Here is a 20,407-nt window from a genome sequence, read left to right as displayed (position 1 = left end):
TCAATGGTGCTGGTTTCTTCTTGTCTATAGCTTTGACGGGCTATCCTAATAATTCTTGCTTTTCATTTTCTTCTTTAGCGCGACTGATAACTTCCTGAAGCATCTCGACAGCTTCTTCCATCTCAATACCTTTGGCTTGAACAATCTCGCTGGTAATAATCTGGCAGGCACTATTCAGCATATTGTTATCTTCCATGCCGAGCTTGTGGAGCTTACTTTTTCGCGTTAAATCTCGAATAATCTCACACTCTTGAAAGATATCCCCGCTTTTCATTTTCTTTTTATTGATATCTCGGTAGAAGCGGTTGTTGCTTTCGAAAATTACAGGGTCAGTATCTCCTTGAAATAAAAAACTCAACACTTGATCAATGATTTCGCAGTTGACCACTTGCCGAATGCCTAAATCCTCAGCTTTTCCGACAGGAATCATAATTTCCATATGGACATGAGGAATGTTCAAGAGGTAATACTGTCCTTTAACACCTAAGACCTCTTTTTCTTCGATGGAATCGATAATTCCCGCCCCATACATGGGATAGAGAACCTTATCACCCACTTGAAACATCGAGTCACCCCCCAAATGATTTGCTCTAACTAGTATAGCATAAAAATGATGGATTGTAAAATTCTATATAATATCATAGGTGCTATAGCTGTGTCAACACATTTTAACACCGGGATAACACGTGTCTGTTCCCGATTCAATAAGGGTTTGGTGGTGCCGGATGGTTTAGTCCAATATGGACTGGACTAACGTTTAGAGGGAATTGACCCACAACTCAATTGCTCGTTCTAAAGTAGAGCGGAGAGTCATAGAATCTAGTAATTACAGACAAGCATTATATTATCCGAGTCGCAAAAGCAAAAGAAGAAAAGAGTATCTTATCAATTCCATACGGCGGATTGGAAATCTAGTATCGGAAGGGGGCAGTGACTATAGAACTTCATAAGAAAGATCCCCTACTCACCTCAAAAGAGATGTATCTTTTTAATCGCGGTGAGTTTTATCATAGCTTCCTTAAATTTGGAGCACATCGTATAAAAAATCAGGAGCGATGGGGCACATTCTTCGCCTTATGGGCTCCCTATGCAACTAAAGTCTCAGTCGTAGGGGATTTTAATGGTTGGTGCGGAGTAAGTCATCCTATGGAAAAATGTGGGGTCCATGGCATATGGACTTTATTTATCCCGGGCTTAGAAGAAGGAGAGATTTACAAATATGAGATTTTGACTGACGCTGAAGAAAGAGTGCTGAAAGCGGATCCGTTTGCCTTCTTCTCCGAAGTGAGGCCCGATACAGCTTCAGTTGTATATTCCCTAGAGGGTTATCCTTGGCACGACCAGACTTGGCTTAACAAACGCAAAACTATTGACTATAAAATCATGCCCTTAGCCATTTATGAAATACACCTAGGCTCCTGGAAAAGTAAGGAGGGAGGTGGATTTTATAGTTACCGGGAAATTGCGCCTGAGCTCATCAGTTACTTAAAAAAAATGGGCTATACCCATGTGGAAATTTTGCCCTTGCAGGAGCATCCCTATGACGGGTCATGGGGTTACCAGGGAACAGGATACTATTCCAGTACCAGCCGTTATGGTACTCCCCATGATCTGATGGCGTTGATTGACCAATGTCATCAAGCGGATATCGGGGTGATTATGGATTGGGTTCCGGGGCATTTTTGCAAGGATGCCCATGGCTTGGGGAACTTTGATGGAAGTGCTCTCTTTGAGAAAGAAGTCCATGAGCATTGGGGTACCTATAAATTTGATTATACCCGGTCGGAAATATGGAGCTTCTTAATTTCTAATGCAATCTTCTGGCTGGAGATTTATCATGTGGATGGCCTACGAGTGGATGGGGTAAGTAGTATGCTCTACTTGGATTATGGCAAAGAGGATAAAACCTGGGAGCCTAACATTTTGGGGGGGAGAGAAGATTTGGCGGCCGTCCAATTTATACAGCGGCTTAACCAAGCGGTTGATGCTCTTTTTCCTGATGTTCTGATGATTGCCGAAGAGGCAACGGATTGGCAGGGGGTAACTAGGCCACTGGCAAACCAAGGGTTAGGATTCTCATTTAAATGGAATATGGGCTGGATGAATGATACTCTGCGCTACATTGTCTTGGATTTTGAGCAGAGAAAAAAGTATCATCAGCTCTTAACCTTTCCCATGATGTACGCCTATTCTGAAAGTTATATTCTACCCTTATCCCATGATGAGGTAGTCCATGGCAAAAAGTCCTTATTAAATAAGATGCCTGGCAATTACGAGCAAAAGTTTGCAGGATTAAGATCCTTAATGATCTATTGGATCTGTTACCCCGGGAAGAAGCTGCTCTTTATGGGGGGTGAGCTTGCGCAGTTTATCGAGTGGCGTGAGGATCGGGAGCTGGATTGGTTTCTCCTTAAATTTGATATTCATCGGCAGTATCACCTATTTGTTCAACAGCTTAATGCTATCTATCGGGAAGAAAGGGCTTTATGGGAAAACGACCTGAACTGGTCAGGATTTGAGTGGATCGATGTCCATAACCATGAGCAAGGAATCCTTGTGTTTTGTCGTAAAGGTGAAGAACATCAGGATCGTTTAGTGGTGATTATCAACTTCCAGCCCCATAGTTACTCTGGATTTCGGATCGGAGTGGAGGACGCCAAAGGGTATAGGGAAATCATTAGTACGGATACAGCAGACTACGGTGGTGCGGGTGTAAATAATTCAGGACTCATCATGGTGGAAAGCATTCCCTGGCATGGACGAGAGTATTCATTGGAACTTCAGATTCCTTCGCTGGGAGCAATCCTCTTAAAACCGGTACTTGCATAAATAGTTGGGCAAGGAATAGACATTGTAATACGTCGGTTTTAGAAGGAGAGAAGAATAAAGATGTTTTCAGACAAAAATAGCTTTAAGGATGCTTATCTAGAGAAATATGCCGAGATTAAGGGGAAGTCCATTGAAGAAGGGACCCTATGGGATAAATATCACACCTTGGTGGTACTTCTCAAGGAAGAGATAAGCCTCTGCCGAGCCTTTACTAACTATACAGCAGATCAAAAACAACCTGCCAAGCAGGTCTACTATTTTTCCATGGAGTTTCTAATTGGTAAGCTGCTGAATAATTATCTGATTAACATCGGGATACAAACCATTGTGCACGAGGGCTTAGCAGAGCTCAATATTGATTTGCAAGAGCTGATAGCTCAAGAAAGCGATGCCGGCTTAGGTAATGGAGGCCTGGGCCGCTTAGCAGCCTGTTTCTTAGATTCAATGGCCTTTTTAGGGGTCGTTGGACATGGTAATGGCATTCGTTATAAGTACGGTCTGTTTGAACAGAAAATTGTTAACGGTCATCAAACGGAAATTGCCGATCATTGGCTGAAGAACGGTTATCCTTGGGAAACAAGAAAACCGGATAAGGCTATCGTGGTGAAGTTCAAGGGCAACATTAGGGTTGAAAGAGTGCAGGGAAGACTGATTTTCCATCATGAAAACTATGAACCGGTATTAGCAGTGCCATATGATATCCCAATCTTCAGTTACGAAAATCCCTTTCTCATCAATAATTTAAGGCTGTGGAGTGCAGAGCCTTTGTCATCAGAATTGGATTTAGCTTTATTTAACCAGGGAAATTTTACTCAAGCATTAAGCTATAAGTCAGAAGTAGAAGCTATTTCTTATATCCTTTATCCGGAAGATAGTAACCATGCCGGAAGAGAGCTGCGACTCAAGCAAGAATACTTTTTCGTGGCAGCGGGACTAGGAGCTATTGTGCGTAGCTATAAAAAACGCAATGGGACCTTGAAGGATTTTTCTCAGGGGGTAGCTATTCATATTAACGATACCCATCCTGCTCTCTGTATCCCTGAACTAATGAGAATTTTCATTGATGAAGAGGGAATGGATTGGGAGGAGAGTTGGAATATCACTGTGGATGCTATTTCCTATACGAACCATACGATTATGCCGGAGGCTCTAGAAAAATGGCCGGTGAGCCTACTTAAGAATCTCCTGCCCAGAATTTATATGATTATTGAAGAGATCGATCGGCGGTTCAAGGAGAAGCTTCTCAGGCGGTTCTTCAATTGTGAGGAATTGTTAAGAAGTACCCCCGTCATGAGAGAGGGTCAGATTTGCATGGCAAATCTGGCTATTATCGGCAGTCATTCTATCAATGGCGTCGCTAGACTGCACACGGAGATTTTAAAGCAGCATGTTTTTAAGGATTTTCACCGCATTTTCGGTTACAAATTCACCAACTTAACCAATGGCGTTAATCATCGGCGCTTCCTCTTAACGGCTAATCCTGCTCTCTCTGAGCTCGTCACTGAAGCTATTGGTCCGGGGTGGAAGACCAATGCGAATGAGCTAAAAAAGCTTCACAACTATCAAGAGGATGCTAGTTTTTTAGAGCAATTAGGCAAAGTGAAATACCAAAACAAACAAAGATTAGCGTTAATGATTCAAGAAAAGCAGGGAATATACCTAGATCCCCATTCTCTTTATGATGTTCATGTCAAGCGGATTCATGCCTACAAGCGACAGCTTCTCAATGTCTTTAAGGTCATGGACCTCTATAATCGTCTGCAAAGGGACCCCGAGGCCGTTCAAGGCTCGTATTCCTTTATTTTCGGTGGAAAGGCTGCGCCTGGTTATCACTATGCTAAAAGCATAATAAAGCTGATCCATGACCTTGCTCAAAAAATTAACAAGGACCAACGTATGAAGGAAAAATTAAGAGTTGTTTTTCTGGAAAATTTCAATGTCTCGCTAGCAGAGAGAATCTACCCGGCGGCGGATCTCAGTGAGCAGATCTCTACTGCCAGCAAAGAAGCATCTGGCACGGGGAATATGAAGTTCATGATGAACGGGGCTCTTACCTTGGGAACCCTAGATGGGGCTAATGTCGAGATTAAAGAAGCCGTAGGAGATGAGCACATCTTCATCTTTGGCCTTACGGCAGGTGAAGTGATAGAGTACAACAGAAACCGCAGCTATAAGTCTTGGGATGAGTACCATACTAACCCGCGTCTAAAGAAGATCCTTGAGCAATTGAATTCAAACTACTTATTAGAAAATGCACAAGAATTTCGAGCGATCTATGATAGCTTGCTCCTCTATAATGATGAATTCTACGTTCTCAAGGATTTTGAATCCTACATGAGGACCTTCGAGGAAGCGTCAAAAATTTATCTTAATCAAGATATGTGGCTTAAATCCTCTCTACACAATATTGCGGAGTCGGGAGTATTCTCCAGTGATCGAACCATACGGGAATATGCCCATCAGGTTTGGCGAGCGCGTTGTCGGAGAATTGAGGAGAAAGAGGAGTAGCTATGCGAAAAAAAGAGTGTATAGCCATGTTATTGGCGGGGGGACAAGGAAGCAGGTTAGGCTGTTTAACCCGTAATATTGCCAAGCCTGCTGTATCCTTTGCGGGTAAATATCGAATTATCGATTTCAGTCTTAGTAATTGTACACACTCAAATATTGATACGGTGGGTGTCTTGACCCAGTATAAGCCCTTTGTGCTTAATTCCTATATCGGAATGGGCTCAGCTTGGGACTTGAATTGCTTGAATGGTGGGGTTCATATCTTACCGCCATTTTTGGGCGAGGATCAAGGGAGCTGGTATAAAGGGACAGCTAATGCTATATATCAAAATATGGACTTCATCAATTTCTATAATCCGGAGTACATCTTGATTCTCTCCGGAGACCATATTTATCAGATGAATTATTACGATATGTTAAGCTTCCATAAACAGGCTAAAGCTGAAGTCACCTTATCGACCATTGCAGTTCCCTGGGAAGAAGCCTCCCGTTTCGGGGTCATGACTGCGGATGAGAGTGGGAGAATCAGCGAATTTGCCGAGAAACCAGTTCATCCTCAGAGCAACCTAGCTTCGATGGGCGTATATATCTTTAATTGGGAGGTCCTTAAAGAAGCTCTCTGGGAGGATGAAGCCGATGAAGAGTCTGTAAAGGATTTTGGCAAGAATGTAATTCCTCGTCTTTTGCGACAAGGAAAAAGAATCTATTCCTATTTATTTCATGGCTATTGGCGTGATGTGGGCACCATCGAGAGCTATTATAATGCCAATATGGAGGTTTTGCGCGAAGAAAAGATTGATAAATTCTTTGAACTCAAGAAGAGGATATTTTCCAATGAGGAAATTCTGGCCCCTCATTATATTGGCGCTGAGGCAAAGATCCACGACAGTCTGATTGGTAATGGCTGTACCATCCTTGGGGATGTTCATCATTCCATTATCTCTGCAGGAGTTTATGTGGGAAAAGGGAGCCTTATTGAGGATTCTATAGTGCTACCCAATGCTGAAGTGCGTGAGAATGTTAGGCTGTGGAAAACCATCCTGGGGGAGAATGCTGTCGTACAGGATGATTGCTACATTGGAGCAAAGAGTGAAGATACGCCCGCTCAGGAAGGAATTACGGTGATCGGGGACCATCTAAAAATACCGAGGGGGTCGGTCATCGGTGAAGGAAAGAATGTCACTAAGGATGATGTATAGAGGGGAGTGGGCACTGTGAGTAGTGCTATCGGTATTATATCGGCAAATATGAACTCAAGTGTCTTACAGGGTTTGGCGCAAGAACGTCCTATTGCAGCTGTTCCCTTTGGCGGACGCTATCGTCTTCTGGATTTTGCCCTTTCCAGTATGGTGAACTCGGGAATCCGCACAGTCGGATTAGTCACTCCTCAGCAATATCGTCCCATGTTAGACCATTTAGGCGCCGGAAAGGATTGGTCCTTAGACCGCAAATCGGGAGGACTTTTTATTCTGCCCGGTGCTATCCATAGCTTGGGGCAATATGACATTCGGTTTAGCTTGAAAGATATCGCCTTAAACATTGAGTTTCTGGAAAAGGATTGTGCCAGAAATGTTATTATCAGTAGTTCGGATCAGGTTTTCAATATGGATTTTCGTCCGATCATCGATCATCATGATCAGGTAGAGGCTGATGTTACCTTAGTCTATAATCAATCCAATCGTCCTGTAAAAGGGCAGGATATTATCTATATTAGGGAAAACGAGAAGGGGAGGATAAACGGACTAAGTAAAAATAACGAAATGTCCGGACTAGATACTCCTCGGAAGTATTTTATTGATCTCTTCATTATTCGCCGTGAACTTCTGCTGAAGATGATTGAAGGTTATCGTAGCGTCGAAAATATTGAGTTGATTGAAGTCATTGCCCAACATCTTGGCGAGCTTAAGATTCAGGGGCATTACTTTGGTGGATATGTGGGTCGAATCCATTCCGTTGGTGATTATTTTCAAAGCAATCTTGCTTTGTTGAGGGAAGAAATTCGTAAGGATCTTTTTATCAGCACCCAACCCATCCGCACAAAGATAAGAGACAATCCCCCCGCGAAATTTGGGAAGAAGGCACAAGTGAAGAATTCCTTAATATCTAGTGGCTGCACCATAGAGGGTGCGGTAGAAAATACCATCCTCTCCCGAGGGGTAGTGATTGAAGAAGGGTGCGAGATTCAAAATTGCATTATCATGTCCAAATGCGTGATCGGTAAAGGTTCGAAATTACAAAATGTTATTCTCGATAAATTCGTGGCAGTGAATGAAGGCAATGTCCTGCAAGGAAAGGAAGATCAGCCTTTGGTGATCTCCAAGAAAGCAATTGTCTAAGGAGGTGTGCCAATGAAAGTGCTTTTTGCCTTAACCGAAGCGGATCCCTTTATCAAGACGGGCGGTCTCGGCGAAGTAGGTGGTTCTCTTCCACTAGCGCTGCGAGAGCAGGGGGTTGAGATTCGGGTTATTCTTCCCAAATACAGCAGCATAGCCAGTAGCTATCGCCAAGCTATGAACCCCCTTGGTAGTTTTACAGTGCCCTTGGCCTGGAGAAACCAGTATTGCGGCTTAGAGGAGTTAGAGTACCAAGGCATTCATTATTACTTTTTAGATAACGAATACTATTTTCGGCGTTCAAAATGCTATGGCGATGAAGATGAAGGTGAGCAATATGCCTTCTTCAGCCGAGCTGTTTTAGAAAGCATTCGTTATCTTTCGGGATTCAAACCGGATATCATTCATTGTCATGATTGGCATACGGCATTGATTCCCCTCTTCCTCAAGGTCTTTTATGCCCAAGATACCCTTTATTATAAAATAAGAACCCTATTCACTATTCATAATCTAAAGTATCAAGGAAGCTTCTCCAAAGAGACATTGGCCGATGTGCTTGGATTGAGTTGGGACTATTTCACCCCGGATGGACTTGAATTTAACGGGGGTATCAACTTTATGAAGGCTGGCATTCGGTATAGTGATCGTGTGACGACTGTGAGTCCAACCTATGCTGAGGAAATCCAGCATCCTCACTGGGGTGAAGGGCTCCATGAGGTGATCCGTACGCGCCAGGATTCCCTTAAGGGCATTCTTAATGGTGTTCCGGAGGCGAAGGGTGCGCAGGATCTGGCTGCAAAAAGAGCAAATAGAAAGAAGTTGCAGACTCAACTGGGTTTGTTGGAATCGGAAGATATGCCGATTCTTTGTATGGTCTCACGGCTAGTTGAACAGAAGGGGGTGGACTTGCTTCTTCATGTCATGGAGGAGATTCTTGCCTTAGATATCCAATTCATCATTCTAGGCAGTGGCGACCCACACTATGAAGAGAGAATAAAAGAATTTGGGCATCGTTTCCCGGATAAATTCAGGCCTTTGCTTTGCTATCAAGACGATCTTGCCCAGTGCATCTATGCTGGGGCGGATATTTTCCTCATGCCTTCGCGTTATGAACCTTGCGGTATTGCCCAGATGATTGCCATGAGCTATGGGAATATCCCTGTAGTTAGAGAGACAGGAGGTTTAAAGGATACGGTCATACCCTATTCTATTACTACAGGAGAAGGGAATGGTTTTACTTTCACCCACTACAACGCCCATGAGTTTCTCTACGCTATTCAAGGAGCGGTAAAGATGTTTCGAGAGAATAAGGAGGCTTGGCTGAGGCTATGGGAAAACGCTCTGAACTCAGAATTTAGCTGGAGCCGATCGGCGGCAAAATATTATGAAGTCTATGAAGACCTGTATTATTTAAAATAACAACGGGAGAGATGCCTGTGGAAGTTCAAGCTTACCATCATTCGCACTCTGAATTTTTTCGCAACCCCTTTGGGGCCGCTCCACGTGGAAGCAGAATTCAGCTGAGAATTCATCTTAAGGGGACAGAGTGGATTGAAGAATGCCTTTTGCGCCTTTGGGAGGGAGGCAAGGAGGTTTTGCTTCCTATGGTCCCTTCTGTGGAAACCCCAAGCAGTTTCCCAGAGGAAGGAGTAACTTTCCAAGTTGATTATCGGGTACCGGATGAACCTGGGCTTGTCTGGTACTTTTTTATGTTTAAGGTAAGAGAAGAAGTCTATTACTACGGGAACAACGAGAACCAACTGGGTGGTGAGGGTCAAATCTATGATCAAGAGCCCCCAGGATATCAAATTACCGTCTATAACCCTATGTGCATGCCCGACTGGTATACCCGTGGCATCATGTATCAGATTTATGTGGATCGCTTTTTCGATGGAATCGAAGGTGGCAAACTTAATAATCTTCCCCCGAAGGCTCTGTTGCATGGGGACTGGCACGATACCCCTTTCTATATCAAAAATGAAAAGGGTGAGGTTCTGCGCTGGGATTTCTTTGGTGGAAACTTGCTAGGAGTCCTAAAAAGACTTCCCTACCTTAAGGAACTGGGGATAAGCATCATCTACCTGAATCCGATTTTCGCTGCCTCAAGCAATCATAAGTATGATACCGGGGATTATCTCACCATCGATCCCATGTATGGGGATATATCCATCTTTGACTCATTGGTGAAAGAGGCTCGTCGTTTAGGAATTTCAATTCTTCTTGATGGAGTCTTTAGCCATACCGGAGATGATAGCATTTATTTTAATCGTTATGGAAATTATCCCAGCTTGGGAGCCTATCAATCCCCTGATTCACCCTATTACTCTTGGTATAAGTGGCAAGAAGAGGGGGTATATTCCTGTTGGTGGGGAGTTAAAACCCTACCGGAAGTGAATGAACTAGACGCTTCTTACCGAAATTATATTATCCATTCCCCACAAGGAGTATTGCAAACGTGGATGAACCGTGGAATTAAGGGCTGGCGCTTGGATGTGGCCGATGAGCTTCCAGATGAATTTATCAAGGAATTCCGTCAGGTGATGAAAGCTTTAGACCCCGAGGCGGTTCTGATTGGTGAGGTCTGGGAGGACCCCACCAATAAATCCAGCTACGGAAAATTACGCCAATACTTTTGGGGCTCAGAATTAGATGGCACCATGAATTATCCGTTTCGGGAGATTTTTCTGCAGTTTTTGCTAGGAGATCAGAATGCCTACCAGCTTCACCAGCGAATCATGAATTTGTATGAGAACTACCCCCGGGAGAATTTCTTCGGACAAATGAATTTAATCGGTAGCCATGACCGTGCTCGCATTTTAACCTTGCTGGGAGAAGCGCCGGCGCCGGAAGATCTTACAGTGTATGAACAGGAAGACTATCGCTTACCCCCTCACCACCGTTGGTTGGCCACTCAACGTTTAAAACTCTTTACCTTGATTCAAATGAGCTTTCCTGGTGTGCCTTGTGTGTATTACGGGGACGAAGCAGGATTGGAGGGTTATCCTGATCCCTATAACCGAGGGACCTACCCTTGGGGGAGAGAAGATCAGGAAATTCTGCACTGGGTTAAACGAGTTCTACGTTATCGGCAAGAGTATGATGTGCTACAACAGGGTGATTTTGTATCGTGGCCCTTAGAGGGGGATGTTTATTCCTTCAAACGGAGGGGAGAGAAGGAAGAAATTATTACATTGGTTAACCGTAGTTCACAGTGGCCAAGAGTAATAAAGATTGAGCTGGAGAAGGATATACAACAGGTTATTGATTTGTTCGAGGGAGTAGTTATCTATGCAAAGGCTGATCTTGATATACAAACCGAGGAAAGAATCGAAATTGAAATTACCCTGCCTCCCTTGACGGGCAAGTCTCTATACTGTCAGAAGAATTTTAGAGACCCGTTTTTCAAGAAGGAGATAATGACTCGTTCTTGCGGGGTTCTTCTGTCCATTTCCTCCCTTCCGTCAGCTTGGGGAATTGGCGATTTTGGGAATGAGGCCTATGATTTTGTTAATTTCTTGGCTGAAGGCGGACAAAGAATATGGCAGGTCCTTCCCTTAAACCCTCTGGATCAGGGAGACTCGCCCTATCAGAGTGAATCGGCTTTTGCCGGTAATCCACTTTATATAAGTATTGATTCACTGATTCAATCAGAGTTGCTGAAGGAGGAAGAAGCGCGAAGAGAATATGAAGACTCTGTTGAACAGTATCTTGAAGCTGACGAGGGGGACGGCTTTACTCGGGTTAAGGCTTATAAAGATAACCTATTAAGGTTAGCTTACCGGCGCTTTAAGCATGTGATGTCTCAAGGGGAGTCTGATGATAAGGAATACCTTAATCCTAGTAACTTTGAAGCGTTTATCCAAACGAACCAGGTCTGGCTTCAAGATTATGCCTACTTTAAATGTTTAAAGCTAAAACATCAGGGTTTAGCCTGGAATAAGTGGGAAGAAAAGTTTTGTTTAAGAGATTCAGAGGCTATTGAAGTCTTAACCAAAGAAATGGCTGAGGAAATAAACGTCACTTATTTCATTCAATACACCTTTGCTTATCAATGGGAAAAGTTAAAGCGCTATGCCAACACTAAAGGGCTCACAATTATGGGGGATATGCCGATCTTTGTAGGGTATGACAGTAGCGATGTTTGGGCGAATCAGGAGTTCTTTAATCTTGATGAAGAAAACATCCCTAGAGGAACGGCTGGAGTTCCTCCGGATTATTTTAGTCCTACGGGGCAAAATTGGGGTAATCCCTTGTATGATTGGGATACTTTGGCTAAGATGGATTATGTATGGTGGAAGGAACGTCTTAGGCAAGGGTTGCAGCGCTTTGATGTATTGCGCTTGGATCATTTCCGTGGATTTGAAGCTTACTGGGAAATCCCAAGGGGAGCAAACTCTGCGGAACAAGGTCGTTGGCTGAAAGGACCGGGGAAACGGTTTTTTGAATGCCTGAGTCGAGAATTTGGCTCCTTGCCACTGATAGCCGAAGATTTGGGGACGATCACATCGGAAGTGAAGGTGCTCAAAGGCATTTTCGGTTTTCCGGGGATGAAGGTCATGCAGTTTTCGCCGATGGGGGAAGAAGTTACAGTACAAAAGTGTTCGCAAGGCCATAATGATCATAAATGTATCTATTATTCCGGAACCCATGATAATGACACCCTTTTAGGCTGGTTTCTATCCCAAGGGTATAATACGGCACAGGCTCTCAAGAGTGTCGAGGTGAGTATTGAAGAGCTGTATAAAAGCCAGGGAACTTGGGTTATTCTTCCTCTGCAAGATATTCTAAAATTGGATTCTCGCGCCAGAATGAATAAACCGGGTACAATTGCAGGGAATTGGAACTGGCGTGTGGAAAAAATGTCTTTAACCCAAGATGTCAGTGCGAAGTTAAGGAGCTTAGCTATAAGATATAACCGTTTGGCCGGAGAACCAATAACAGAGACAGGAGTTGGTAGTTATTAAATCGTGGGAACGCTATAAACACCATTTATATAATGATGACGAACTGGGATTGCTTTTGGATATTAGTCGGATGAATTTTTCTGATCAATTTTTCAGCGAGATGACGAAGGATATGGAAAAAGTATATGGTGAGATGGAACTTCTGGAGAAAGGTGGATTAGCCAATCCTGATGAAGGGCGGATGGTGGGACATTATTGGTTGCGCTATCCAGATCTTGCCCCCTCAGTGGAGATTTCTAAAGGAATCCAAGATAACATTGCTGATATCCTTCGCTTTGCGGAGCAAATACATAAGGGAGAGATTACCGGGGAAAAGAAGCAAGCTTTTCGCAATATCCTCATCATCGGAATAGGTGGTTCAAGCTTGGGTCCCCGCTTTGTGAGGTCAGCCTTAGCTTCTCCTCGGGATAAAATGAAATCCTTTTTTATCGATAATACCGATCCCGATGGGATTGATTATGTGTTAGGTGAGATTGGGGCTACACTGGATTCCACCCTCTGTATTGTCATTTCTAAGAGTGGTGGTACGATTGAACCGCGTAATGGGATGCTGGAAGTTAAAGCTTGTTATCAGGAGTTAGGGCTATCCTTTGCTAAGCATGCCGTTGCGGTTACCCAAGTCGGTAGTCGATTGGCTGAGACCTCTCACAACGAGAATTGGCTCAAAGCGTTCCCTATGTGGGATTGGGTGGGTGGAAGGACTTCGGTTCTGAGCTCTGTAGGATTACTGCCCCTTGCTTTGCAAGGGATGGATATCATCAATCTGTTACAGGGTGCCAAGGATTGTGATGAACGAACTCGAGGTACGGACACTCCGCGTAATCCGGGAGCCCTTCTGGCTTTAATGTGGTATTATGCCACCCAAGATCAGAGAGGCAAACAAATGGTTGTTCTTCCCTACAAAGATCGTCTTGAGTTATTCGCTAAATACCTTCAACAATTAATCATGGAATCGCTCGGGAAAGAAAAGAACCTGAAAGGCGAAACGGTCCACCAAGGTATTGCGGTATATGGCAATAAAGGATCTACAGATCAGCATTCCTACTTACAGCAGCTTCTTGAAGGTCCTGATAATTTCTTTGTAACCTTCATAGAGGTCTTGAAGGATCGTGAAGGGACCTCACCCATCATGGCGGAAAATAGCACCAGTGGGGAGTATTTGCAGGCCTTTCTTTTAGGAACTCGAGAAGCACTGACAGAAAAAAGGCGCGAATCCATTACCATTACAGTAAAGGAAATCAACGCCTACACGATCGGAGTATTGATTGCCCTGTTTGAGCGGGCTGTAAGTATTTATGCCCTTTTGGTGGGGATTAACGCCTATCACCAACCGGCAGTAGAAATGGGCAAAAAAGTTGCGGGTGACGCAATCAATCTGAAGAATAAGATCCTGGATTTTCTAAAAGTCCATCCGGGTAAGACATTTTCTATCCCTGAAATCGCTCAGGCTATTCAGGAAGAGGAACACCAGGAGATGGTGTTTAAGATTTTGCTGCACTTGACGATTAATCCCGAACATGGGGTGAACCTGGAACAGGGGCATCCTTTACCGGAGACTAGGTTTTTTGTTGACGGTTAAGCTATAGGATATTCGGCTGCTGCCGCCAGGCGGGCTGCTCCCAGCAAAGGCGTCTTTTCATTAAGAATCACATAAATGGGAATGGAGGAAAGAAGATCCCTAAAACGCCCTTTGGCGAGAAAGGCCTCCATGAAGTCATCCTCTTGTAGCTTGGGAAGAATTTTGGGGGGGATGCCCCCGCCCAGATATATTCCCCCATAGGCCAGGGTCATTAAAGCGAGATTGCCTGCTTCTGCACCCAGGATTTTAACAAAGAGTTCTAGTGTTTCTGTACAGAGTGGACAGATTCCGGCTAGGGCTCTTTTTGTAATCTGTTCAGAAGCAGGGACGGGGTCATGGAGAGAATGGGGATGGGCTTCCCAGCGTAGAAAATGATAGATGGTTGCCAGTCCGGGACCGGATAGAATTCTTTCGTAGCTGACATGATCATATTTTTGCGCTAAAAAACGCCACAACCGTATTTCCTGTTCTGTGCGGGGAGCATAATCTCTATGCGCCCCTTCTGTGGCATAGATCTGGTGATTGCCTAGGATCATGGCCTGACCCAGGCCGGTGCCAGGGGCAAGCAGTGCCCGATTTGGAGAAGGTATAGCGGGGGCGGAGATGGAGTTTTGTGCCCTAGAGTTAAGACATAACAAATCCTCTTTTTGTGAAACTAATAGGCCCTGTCCCATAGCCTCAAGGTCGTTGACAAAAAGCAGTGGCCTTTGAAAATGAAGAGTGGAATGCAAGGATTGGAAATGAATAACCTTGTTCAAATTGGTGAGCAGACACCTTTCCTGAGTAAGGGGTCCGGCGAGACTGAGGCAGGCCCCGGTTATGTCTTCGGGTGTGAGTGCCATCTCTTCTAAAAATCCTTGAATGAATGGTGTTAACCTTTGCCAGTCCCTGCTGGAGGATTTTCTTTCTCTAACTAAGGTGAGCTCGGTGCCCTTGAGGGAATAAAGCCCTAAGAGAGTTTTTGTTCCGCCAATGTCGCCGGCCAGATATAAGGGATTACCTTTATCTGTTTTATCATAAGGCATAGAAATGCACCTCCCATGTATCATGTATTCTTATTTCTTGTGAATTTTAAATCGTTGGCAGAGGTATTTCTTATAGAGTATAGTAGATTTAAATTAAGCGCATTGGTTTAGGGGAGGTGAGCCCATGAATGAAAAACTTATGCTTCTCTCTGAAGTACCATTTCTAACAGATTTATCACAATGGGATCGGATGGAGTGTGCCAATGAGTTTCACTGGGAGACTTACCCAGAAGGCTCACTGCTTATTGAGGAAGGCAAGAAACCCACTTCTGTGTATATTTTGCATGAGGGGGCACTGGATGCTGAGGGTAAGGTTTTTGGGGTAGTTTCCTTAGTTACAGGAAAACCTTCAGCTGTAACCGTCCGCAGTCTGGAGCAGGTTCGCCTATTGACTATAAGCGCCGAAGACTTTGCCCGTATTCTTCTCCGTTGGCCACAAATCTATGGCACAATCATCGGACAATTAAATGACACGCTTGTTGAAGCGAATCAGGTGCTTTCCATCAGCCGATATAAGGAAGTGCTTCGTTCAGCTATCCAGCTTACCCAATATAAAGATAAATTTTATGGAATATGGGGAAGTGTGAAAACGACCCACGAGGTAGAACGTTTATTTGAAATGATTGAAGAACAAGAGGGACATCTGTTAATTCGAGGTGAAAGAGGAACGGGGAGACAGATGGTTGCTTGGTATGCTCACCAAAGACTTTTTGGAGAGAAGGCTCCCTTTGTGGTCCTTGATGGTCAGCGTTTTGAGTAGCAATGGGGATATTTATTAAACGATGAACAGCATGAAGAAGGTGGATCCTATCCGACCTACAGTCTGATGGATATTGCAGCCGGGGGAACCCTCTTTATCCAGGAAATAGAGCGAATTACCCCGCAACAACAGGTAAGGCTTGCGGAGGTATTTGCTAAGTCTCAAACTAAATGTTTAATCATTGGCAGCATACAAGAGGATGCGAATCACGCGGGATTCCAGCTTATGCCGGAATTAGCCGCTTGCTTCGCGCATAGCTATTTCATATCACCTATACGCGACCGTAAAAGAGATATTCCGATTATTGCCCAAGGAATTGTTGAGAGTCTGGCTCAGAAAAATGGTCGCAAGGTACCGGTTTTGACACCTGAGGCAACTCAACTTTTGTTATCTCATAATTATCGCCAAGGGAATGTAACTGAACTTATTCAGGTCATGGAGCGAGCCTTTTTTCTCGCTGATCAGAACATTATTGGGTTGGAACAAATCTTTTTTGGACCTACAGCTAAAAAACTGGGGAGCAAAATCAATCTCTTACAGTGGGGCGCTTTTAAGAGTTTATTCAAGAAGAGGAAGTTTCTCAACGTTCTGCAATGGATTTCGGCAGGGTCATTGCTCTTGCTGATTGTCGGTCTGCTTTTTCTCCCTCAACTACCGATTACAATGAAAGCCTTCATCCTTGTCTGGGGTTTTTGGTGGCCAGCGCTGGCCATTTTATCACCTTTTTTAGGCAGGCTCTGGTGCACGTTTTGCCCCTTTTCTAAGATTATGGAATTTATTCAGGACCGCTACCACCCGAAAAGACCCTTGCCGGCCCTATTTGTTAAATATGATTATTTCATTGTGAGTGCCTTGTTTGCCTTGATTTTCTGGGCAGAAGTCTTTTCTGACATGCGCTCCCATATGCTGTATACGGCTTTGCTCCTTATCGTCATTCAAGGATTGGCCATCGTTGTGAGTGTGCTCTATCCCCGCCATGCCTGGTGTCGACACTTTTGTCCATTGGGAGGATTTATTGGTACAGCCTCGATTGGCTCAATTTTGGAAGTACGAGCGGATGCTGCAGTCTGTCTCAACAAATGCACAACCTTTGAGTGTTATGTGGGGAGGGATGGGGTCAAAGGCTGCCCGATGAGTCAGCATCTTCCTTACCTGGACAATAATTTAGATTGTAAGCTGTGTTTTAACTGCGTTCGCAACTGCCCGCATGAGAATGTTCAAGTCAATCTCCGAGTACCCTCACGGGAAGTTTGGCATTTAACCCGTGTTAACCAGGGTTATGCCGTCTTTATCGGCGTTATTGTTGCTATTATTTTCCCGATCATATACTTTGAGCCTCTTCATGATGTTTTGCCAAGGAATCAATGGAATCTTTGGTTTACCTTGATATACTTTTCGGCAGCGATCTGCGGAGGATTGGCTGGTTGGTGGCTGGGCAGACCTTTTAAGACTAAAGCAGCCTCGCAACGGATTAAACTGGTCTTTGCCTTTATTCCTTTAATTATTGCAGGGCATATTATTTACCAGATTGATTTTATTCCAGGACTTAAAACTTTATCCCTTGGGCTTGCCTATAAGGGCGAGAGTGGGTTAAATACAGTGTTTATCCCCGCAGATATTGTAGCCTATGGACTGGCAGCGATAACGGGATTGGTGTTAACAACTATTACGGTTGGAGTCATTCTCTTTCAAAGAAGATCAACTAAAAACACGACCAAATAACCCTAAAGCCTATGGAATTAGGAATTTGGGGTATCCATATCAACCTTTTTGCCTCGTGCTAAGGAGGCAAAAACTCCGAAGATACACAGTGCAGCAAATACTGTAAACGAGACCTTAAAGCTCGTCATGAAAACTTGAGGATATTCACTGGAATTTAAACTAATATTTCCAATAAAGGCTGAGGTAATGAGTGATACAGTAGCCATACTTAAGGTCTGGCCTAATAACCTCATGGTTCCCAGCGTAGAAGAAGCAATAGAATAGTAACGTTTATCCACTGAACTCATGATCGCATTGGTATTAGGTGAAGAGAAGATACCAAAGCCAATACCGATGAAAATCAAGTTTACTATAAGAATTGCAATTGGAGTTGTTGGTTTAAGAAAGATGATAAAAAAGAGTCCTACAGTAGTGATAGCCATGCCAAGGGAGGATAAGATGCGTGGTTCCATTTTATCTGACAGTCGTCCGGCAAAAGGAGAAATGAAGGCCATCAGGACGGGTTGAGAGAGCAGAATCAATCCCGAGAAAGAACTGTCCAAGCCTAATACGAGCTGTAGATAGAGAGATAAGAGGTAGCTTAAGGCGAACGTAGCACTGTAATTGATGACGGTAGCTAAGTTTGAAAAGATAAAGGGAGTATTTTTGGCGAAGACCCGGATGGCAAAGATCGGGGAGTTTGATTTGAGTTCAAAGCGAACAAAGAAAACTAAAAGACTGATACCGATGATTAGGATAATAATATAGAGGGGATCTAAGCTTAGATTCGACAAGGCCAATAATACAAGAGCTAAACCCGATGCCCAAAGAATACTTCCGGTATAATCAAAAGCCTCACCGTCAGCAACCTTCCATTCGCCATTGAGTTTGGTGAAGATGAGAATCAGAATGATCATATCCACAATAAAGCCAAAAACGAATATCCCTCTCCAGTTAATCACTTGAATAATCAACCCTCCCAGGACCGGACCGAGAGAAAGACCAATATACACAGCAGCCGAAGTAATCCCTAAAGCTTTGCCACGCTCTTGGGGAGGTACTACAGAGGTTAGAATCGCCATGGAAGTACCTGTGACCATGGCGTTGGCAATTCCTTGAAGAAATCGGAAGAAAATCAAAGAATTTAAAGAGAAGGCCAAGCTGCAGCCTAGAGAGCTAAGACCAAATAAACCGATGCCCAAAAGAAAGAGTTTTCTGCGGCCAAGAATATCGGCTAGTCGACCAAAAGGTAAAGATAAAGCAGCGCTGGTTAAAAGATAAATGGTCACTACCCAGTTCAAGTGAAGTTGGGTTCCAGCATAATCAAGAGATATTGCGGGAATGGCAATGTTTACGGAATTAACCATGAATGGCGCGATAAAGGATGTCATGAGACAAATAATCATGGTATTGCGGATGAAATCTTTACTGTAGCTCATAAATATGCTCCTTTTATTCAATTAACACCCAGACAATTAATACTCGGATTGACTAATATTAGACGGTTCGCTGAAATGTATGTATCTATTGAATTAGCGGCACTCTTTTTGTATACTTCAGTAATGTTATGTATGTTATTTAGATTATCCTATTGCGTTTGCTATGTATAGTATTTCCGCGGCTATATAAGGAGAAATTAAATGAGACTTAGACGAAAAGCTTGGGCAAGGCCCGAATTGGAAAACGATGATTTGGTTATTATCAACCCATCTGATTATAAAGGTAAGTGGCAGGAAATATTCAAGAATGATCAGCCAATCTATCTGGAATTAGGATGTGGTCGAGGACAATTTATTAGTCAATGTGCAGAACTTAACAGCCAATTCAATTATATAGCTATAGATCTCTATGATGAAGTATTAGTTAAAGCCTTAAGAAAGATCAATGAAAAGAAATTAATTAATGTTCGGATCATTCCCATGAACATTGCCAAGCTGGAGGAAATATTTAGTGCGGAGGAAATAGATAAGATCTATATCAATTTCTGTAATCCCTGGCCTAGCCGAAGACATCACCACAAACGACTAACTTATCCTAACTTCCTAAGAGTCTATAAAAAGATCTTGAAAAAGCGATCTGAAATTTGGTTTAAGACAGATGATGATGATCTGTTTAAGGACAGCTTAAGATATTTTGGAAGTGTGGGTTTTCAAGAAAAGCTAGTCCACTTTGATTTGCACCAAAGCGATTTTCAGGAAAATGTCATGACCGAATACGAAGAAAAGTTCAGCGGGCAAGGAATAAAAATCAAGTTCGGTATATTTGAGGTTGATAAATAGCCTCTATTCATAATGAAATATGAGTGCGAAATTGTGTTTGACTTTGAGCGTATTTATCGGTTATAATAAGTAACTGTTGACGCAGTAATACTGCGGATGATTTGCGCTCGTAGCTCAGCTGGATAGAGCGTCTGACTACGAATCAGAAGGCCAGGGGTTCGAATCCCTTCGAGCGCACCATACCTTCTGCGGGTGTAGCTCAATGGTAGAGCGCTAGCCTTCCAAGCTAGTTACGTGAGTTCGATTCTCATCACCCGCTCCAGTAAATTGCACAACAGAAAATTAGCGGTTGACGAAATTCGTCAAAAGTGCTAAGATAAATCTCGCCGCTGAAAAGCGGTACAGAATCAAAATGGTCTTTGAAAACTAAACAACAAGGAACAGCCAATGACTCGTCAATGAGTAAAGACAATTTGAGCAATCAAATTT

11 protein-coding genes, 2 tRNA genes and 1 pseudogene are annotated in these 20,407 nt (G+C 43.6%); 11 read left to right on the top strand and 3 right to left on the bottom strand.

The window, feature by feature from the left end; all coding sequences use genetic code 11:
* Positions 1 to 40: 40 nt before the first annotated feature.
* The gene (locus DESDI_RS10690; protein WP_015262626.1) at positions 41 to 565 is read right to left on the bottom strand and encodes a CarD family transcriptional regulator; all 525 of its coding nucleotides are present in this window, start codon (positions 563 to 565) and stop codon (positions 41 to 43) included.
* A 365-nt stretch (positions 566 to 930) separates the two neighbouring features.
* On the opposite strand from DESDI_RS10690, the gene glgB reads away from it, so the two are divergent.
* The 7 genes from glgB to DESDI_RS10655 are packed head-to-tail and all read left to right on the top strand — an operon-like array spanning position 931 to position 14,213.
* The gene (gene glgB, locus DESDI_RS10685; protein WP_015262625.1) at positions 931 to 2,829 is read left to right on the top strand and encodes a 1,4-alpha-glucan branching protein GlgB; all 1,899 of its coding nucleotides are present in this window, start codon (positions 931 to 933) and stop codon (positions 2,827 to 2,829) included.
* A 60-nt stretch (positions 2,830 to 2,889) separates the two neighbouring features.
* Positions 2,890 to 5,337 carry a glycogen/starch/alpha-glucan phosphorylase gene (locus tag DESDI_RS10680; protein ID WP_015262624.1) on the top strand — a complete coding sequence of 816 codons (2,448 nt, stop codon included), beginning with the start codon at positions 2,890 to 2,892 and terminating at the stop codon, positions 5,335 to 5,337.
* A 2-nt stretch (positions 5,338 to 5,339) separates the two neighbouring features.
* Positions 5,340 to 6,536 (top strand): glucose-1-phosphate adenylyltransferase, encoded by a 1,197-nt coding sequence (locus tag DESDI_RS10675; RefSeq protein ID WP_015262623.1) that lies wholly within the window; start codon positions 5,340 to 5,342, stop codon positions 6,534 to 6,536.
* Between the two features lie 15 nt (positions 6,537 to 6,551).
* Positions 6,552 to 7,673, top strand: coding sequence for a glucose-1-phosphate adenylyltransferase subunit GlgD (gene glgD / locus DESDI_RS10670; RefSeq protein ID WP_015262622.1), 1,122 nt, complete (start codon positions 6,552 to 6,554; stop codon positions 7,671 to 7,673).
* Between the two features lie 12 nt (positions 7,674 to 7,685).
* Positions 7,686 to 9,089, top strand: a complete 1,404-nt coding sequence (glgA, locus tag DESDI_RS10665) for a glycogen synthase GlgA (RefSeq protein ID WP_015262621.1) — start codon at positions 7,686 to 7,688, stop codon at positions 9,087 to 9,089.
* An 11-nt stretch (positions 9,090 to 9,100) separates the two neighbouring features.
* On the top strand, positions 9,101 to 12,634 hold the full coding sequence (locus DESDI_RS10660) for a bifunctional glycogen debranching protein GlgX/4-alpha-glucanotransferase (RefSeq protein WP_051015678.1): 3,534 nt from the start codon (positions 9,101 to 9,103) through the stop codon (positions 12,632 to 12,634).
* Positions 12,621 to 14,213, top strand: coding sequence for a glucose-6-phosphate isomerase (locus DESDI_RS10655; protein WP_015262619.1), 1,593 nt, complete (start codon positions 12,621 to 12,623; stop codon positions 14,211 to 14,213). Before DESDI_RS10660 ends, DESDI_RS10655 begins: the two co-directional genes overlap by 14 nt.
* On the opposite strand, the gene glk is transcribed toward DESDI_RS10655, so the two are convergent.
* Positions 14,210 to 15,238 carry a glucokinase gene (gene glk, locus DESDI_RS10650; protein WP_015262618.1) on the bottom strand — a complete coding sequence of 343 codons (1,029 nt, stop codon included), beginning with the start codon at positions 15,236 to 15,238 and terminating at the stop codon, positions 14,210 to 14,212. The two genes, DESDI_RS10655 and glk, sit on opposite strands and share 4 nt — an antisense overlap.
* A 124-nt stretch (positions 15,239 to 15,362) precedes the next feature.
* Here glk and DESDI_RS10645 point away from each other — a divergent pair.
* Positions 15,363 to 17,720, top strand: a pseudogene (locus DESDI_RS10645) (AAA-type ATPase lid domain-containing protein).
* A 17-nt stretch (positions 17,721 to 17,737) separates the two neighbouring features.
* Here DESDI_RS10645 and DESDI_RS10640 read toward each other — a convergent pair.
* Positions 17,738 to 19,138, bottom strand: a complete 1,401-nt coding sequence (locus tag DESDI_RS10640; RefSeq protein WP_015262617.1) for an MFS transporter — start codon at positions 19,136 to 19,138, stop codon at positions 17,738 to 17,740.
* Between the two features lie 201 nt (positions 19,139 to 19,339).
* Between DESDI_RS10640 and trmB the strand changes: the two genes are divergently transcribed.
* The 3 genes from trmB (at position 19,340) to DESDI_RS10625 (ending at position 20,240) form a co-directional block, all read left to right on the top strand.
* Complete coding sequence (gene trmB, locus DESDI_RS10635; protein ID WP_015262616.1) at positions 19,340 to 19,978, top strand: tRNA (guanosine(46)-N7)-methyltransferase TrmB; 639 nt, start codon at positions 19,340 to 19,342, stop codon at positions 19,976 to 19,978.
* Between the two features lie 103 nt (positions 19,979 to 20,081).
* A tRNA-Arg gene (locus tag DESDI_RS10630) sits at positions 20,082 to 20,158 on the top strand.
* A gap of 8 nt (positions 20,159 to 20,166) precedes the next feature.
* Positions 20,167 to 20,240, top strand: a tRNA-Gly gene (locus DESDI_RS10625).
* Positions 20,241 to 20,407 lie beyond the last annotated feature (167 nt).

The sequence above is a fragment of the Desulfitobacterium dichloroeliminans LMG P-21439 genome, assembly GCF_000243135.2.
GTDB classification, from domain to species: Bacteria; Bacillota; Desulfitobacteriia; order Desulfitobacteriales; family Desulfitobacteriaceae; genus Desulfitobacterium; species Desulfitobacterium dichloroeliminans.
Note: the sequence above shows the minus strand (reverse complement) of the source record. Positions and strands in the feature narration are given on the sequence as shown.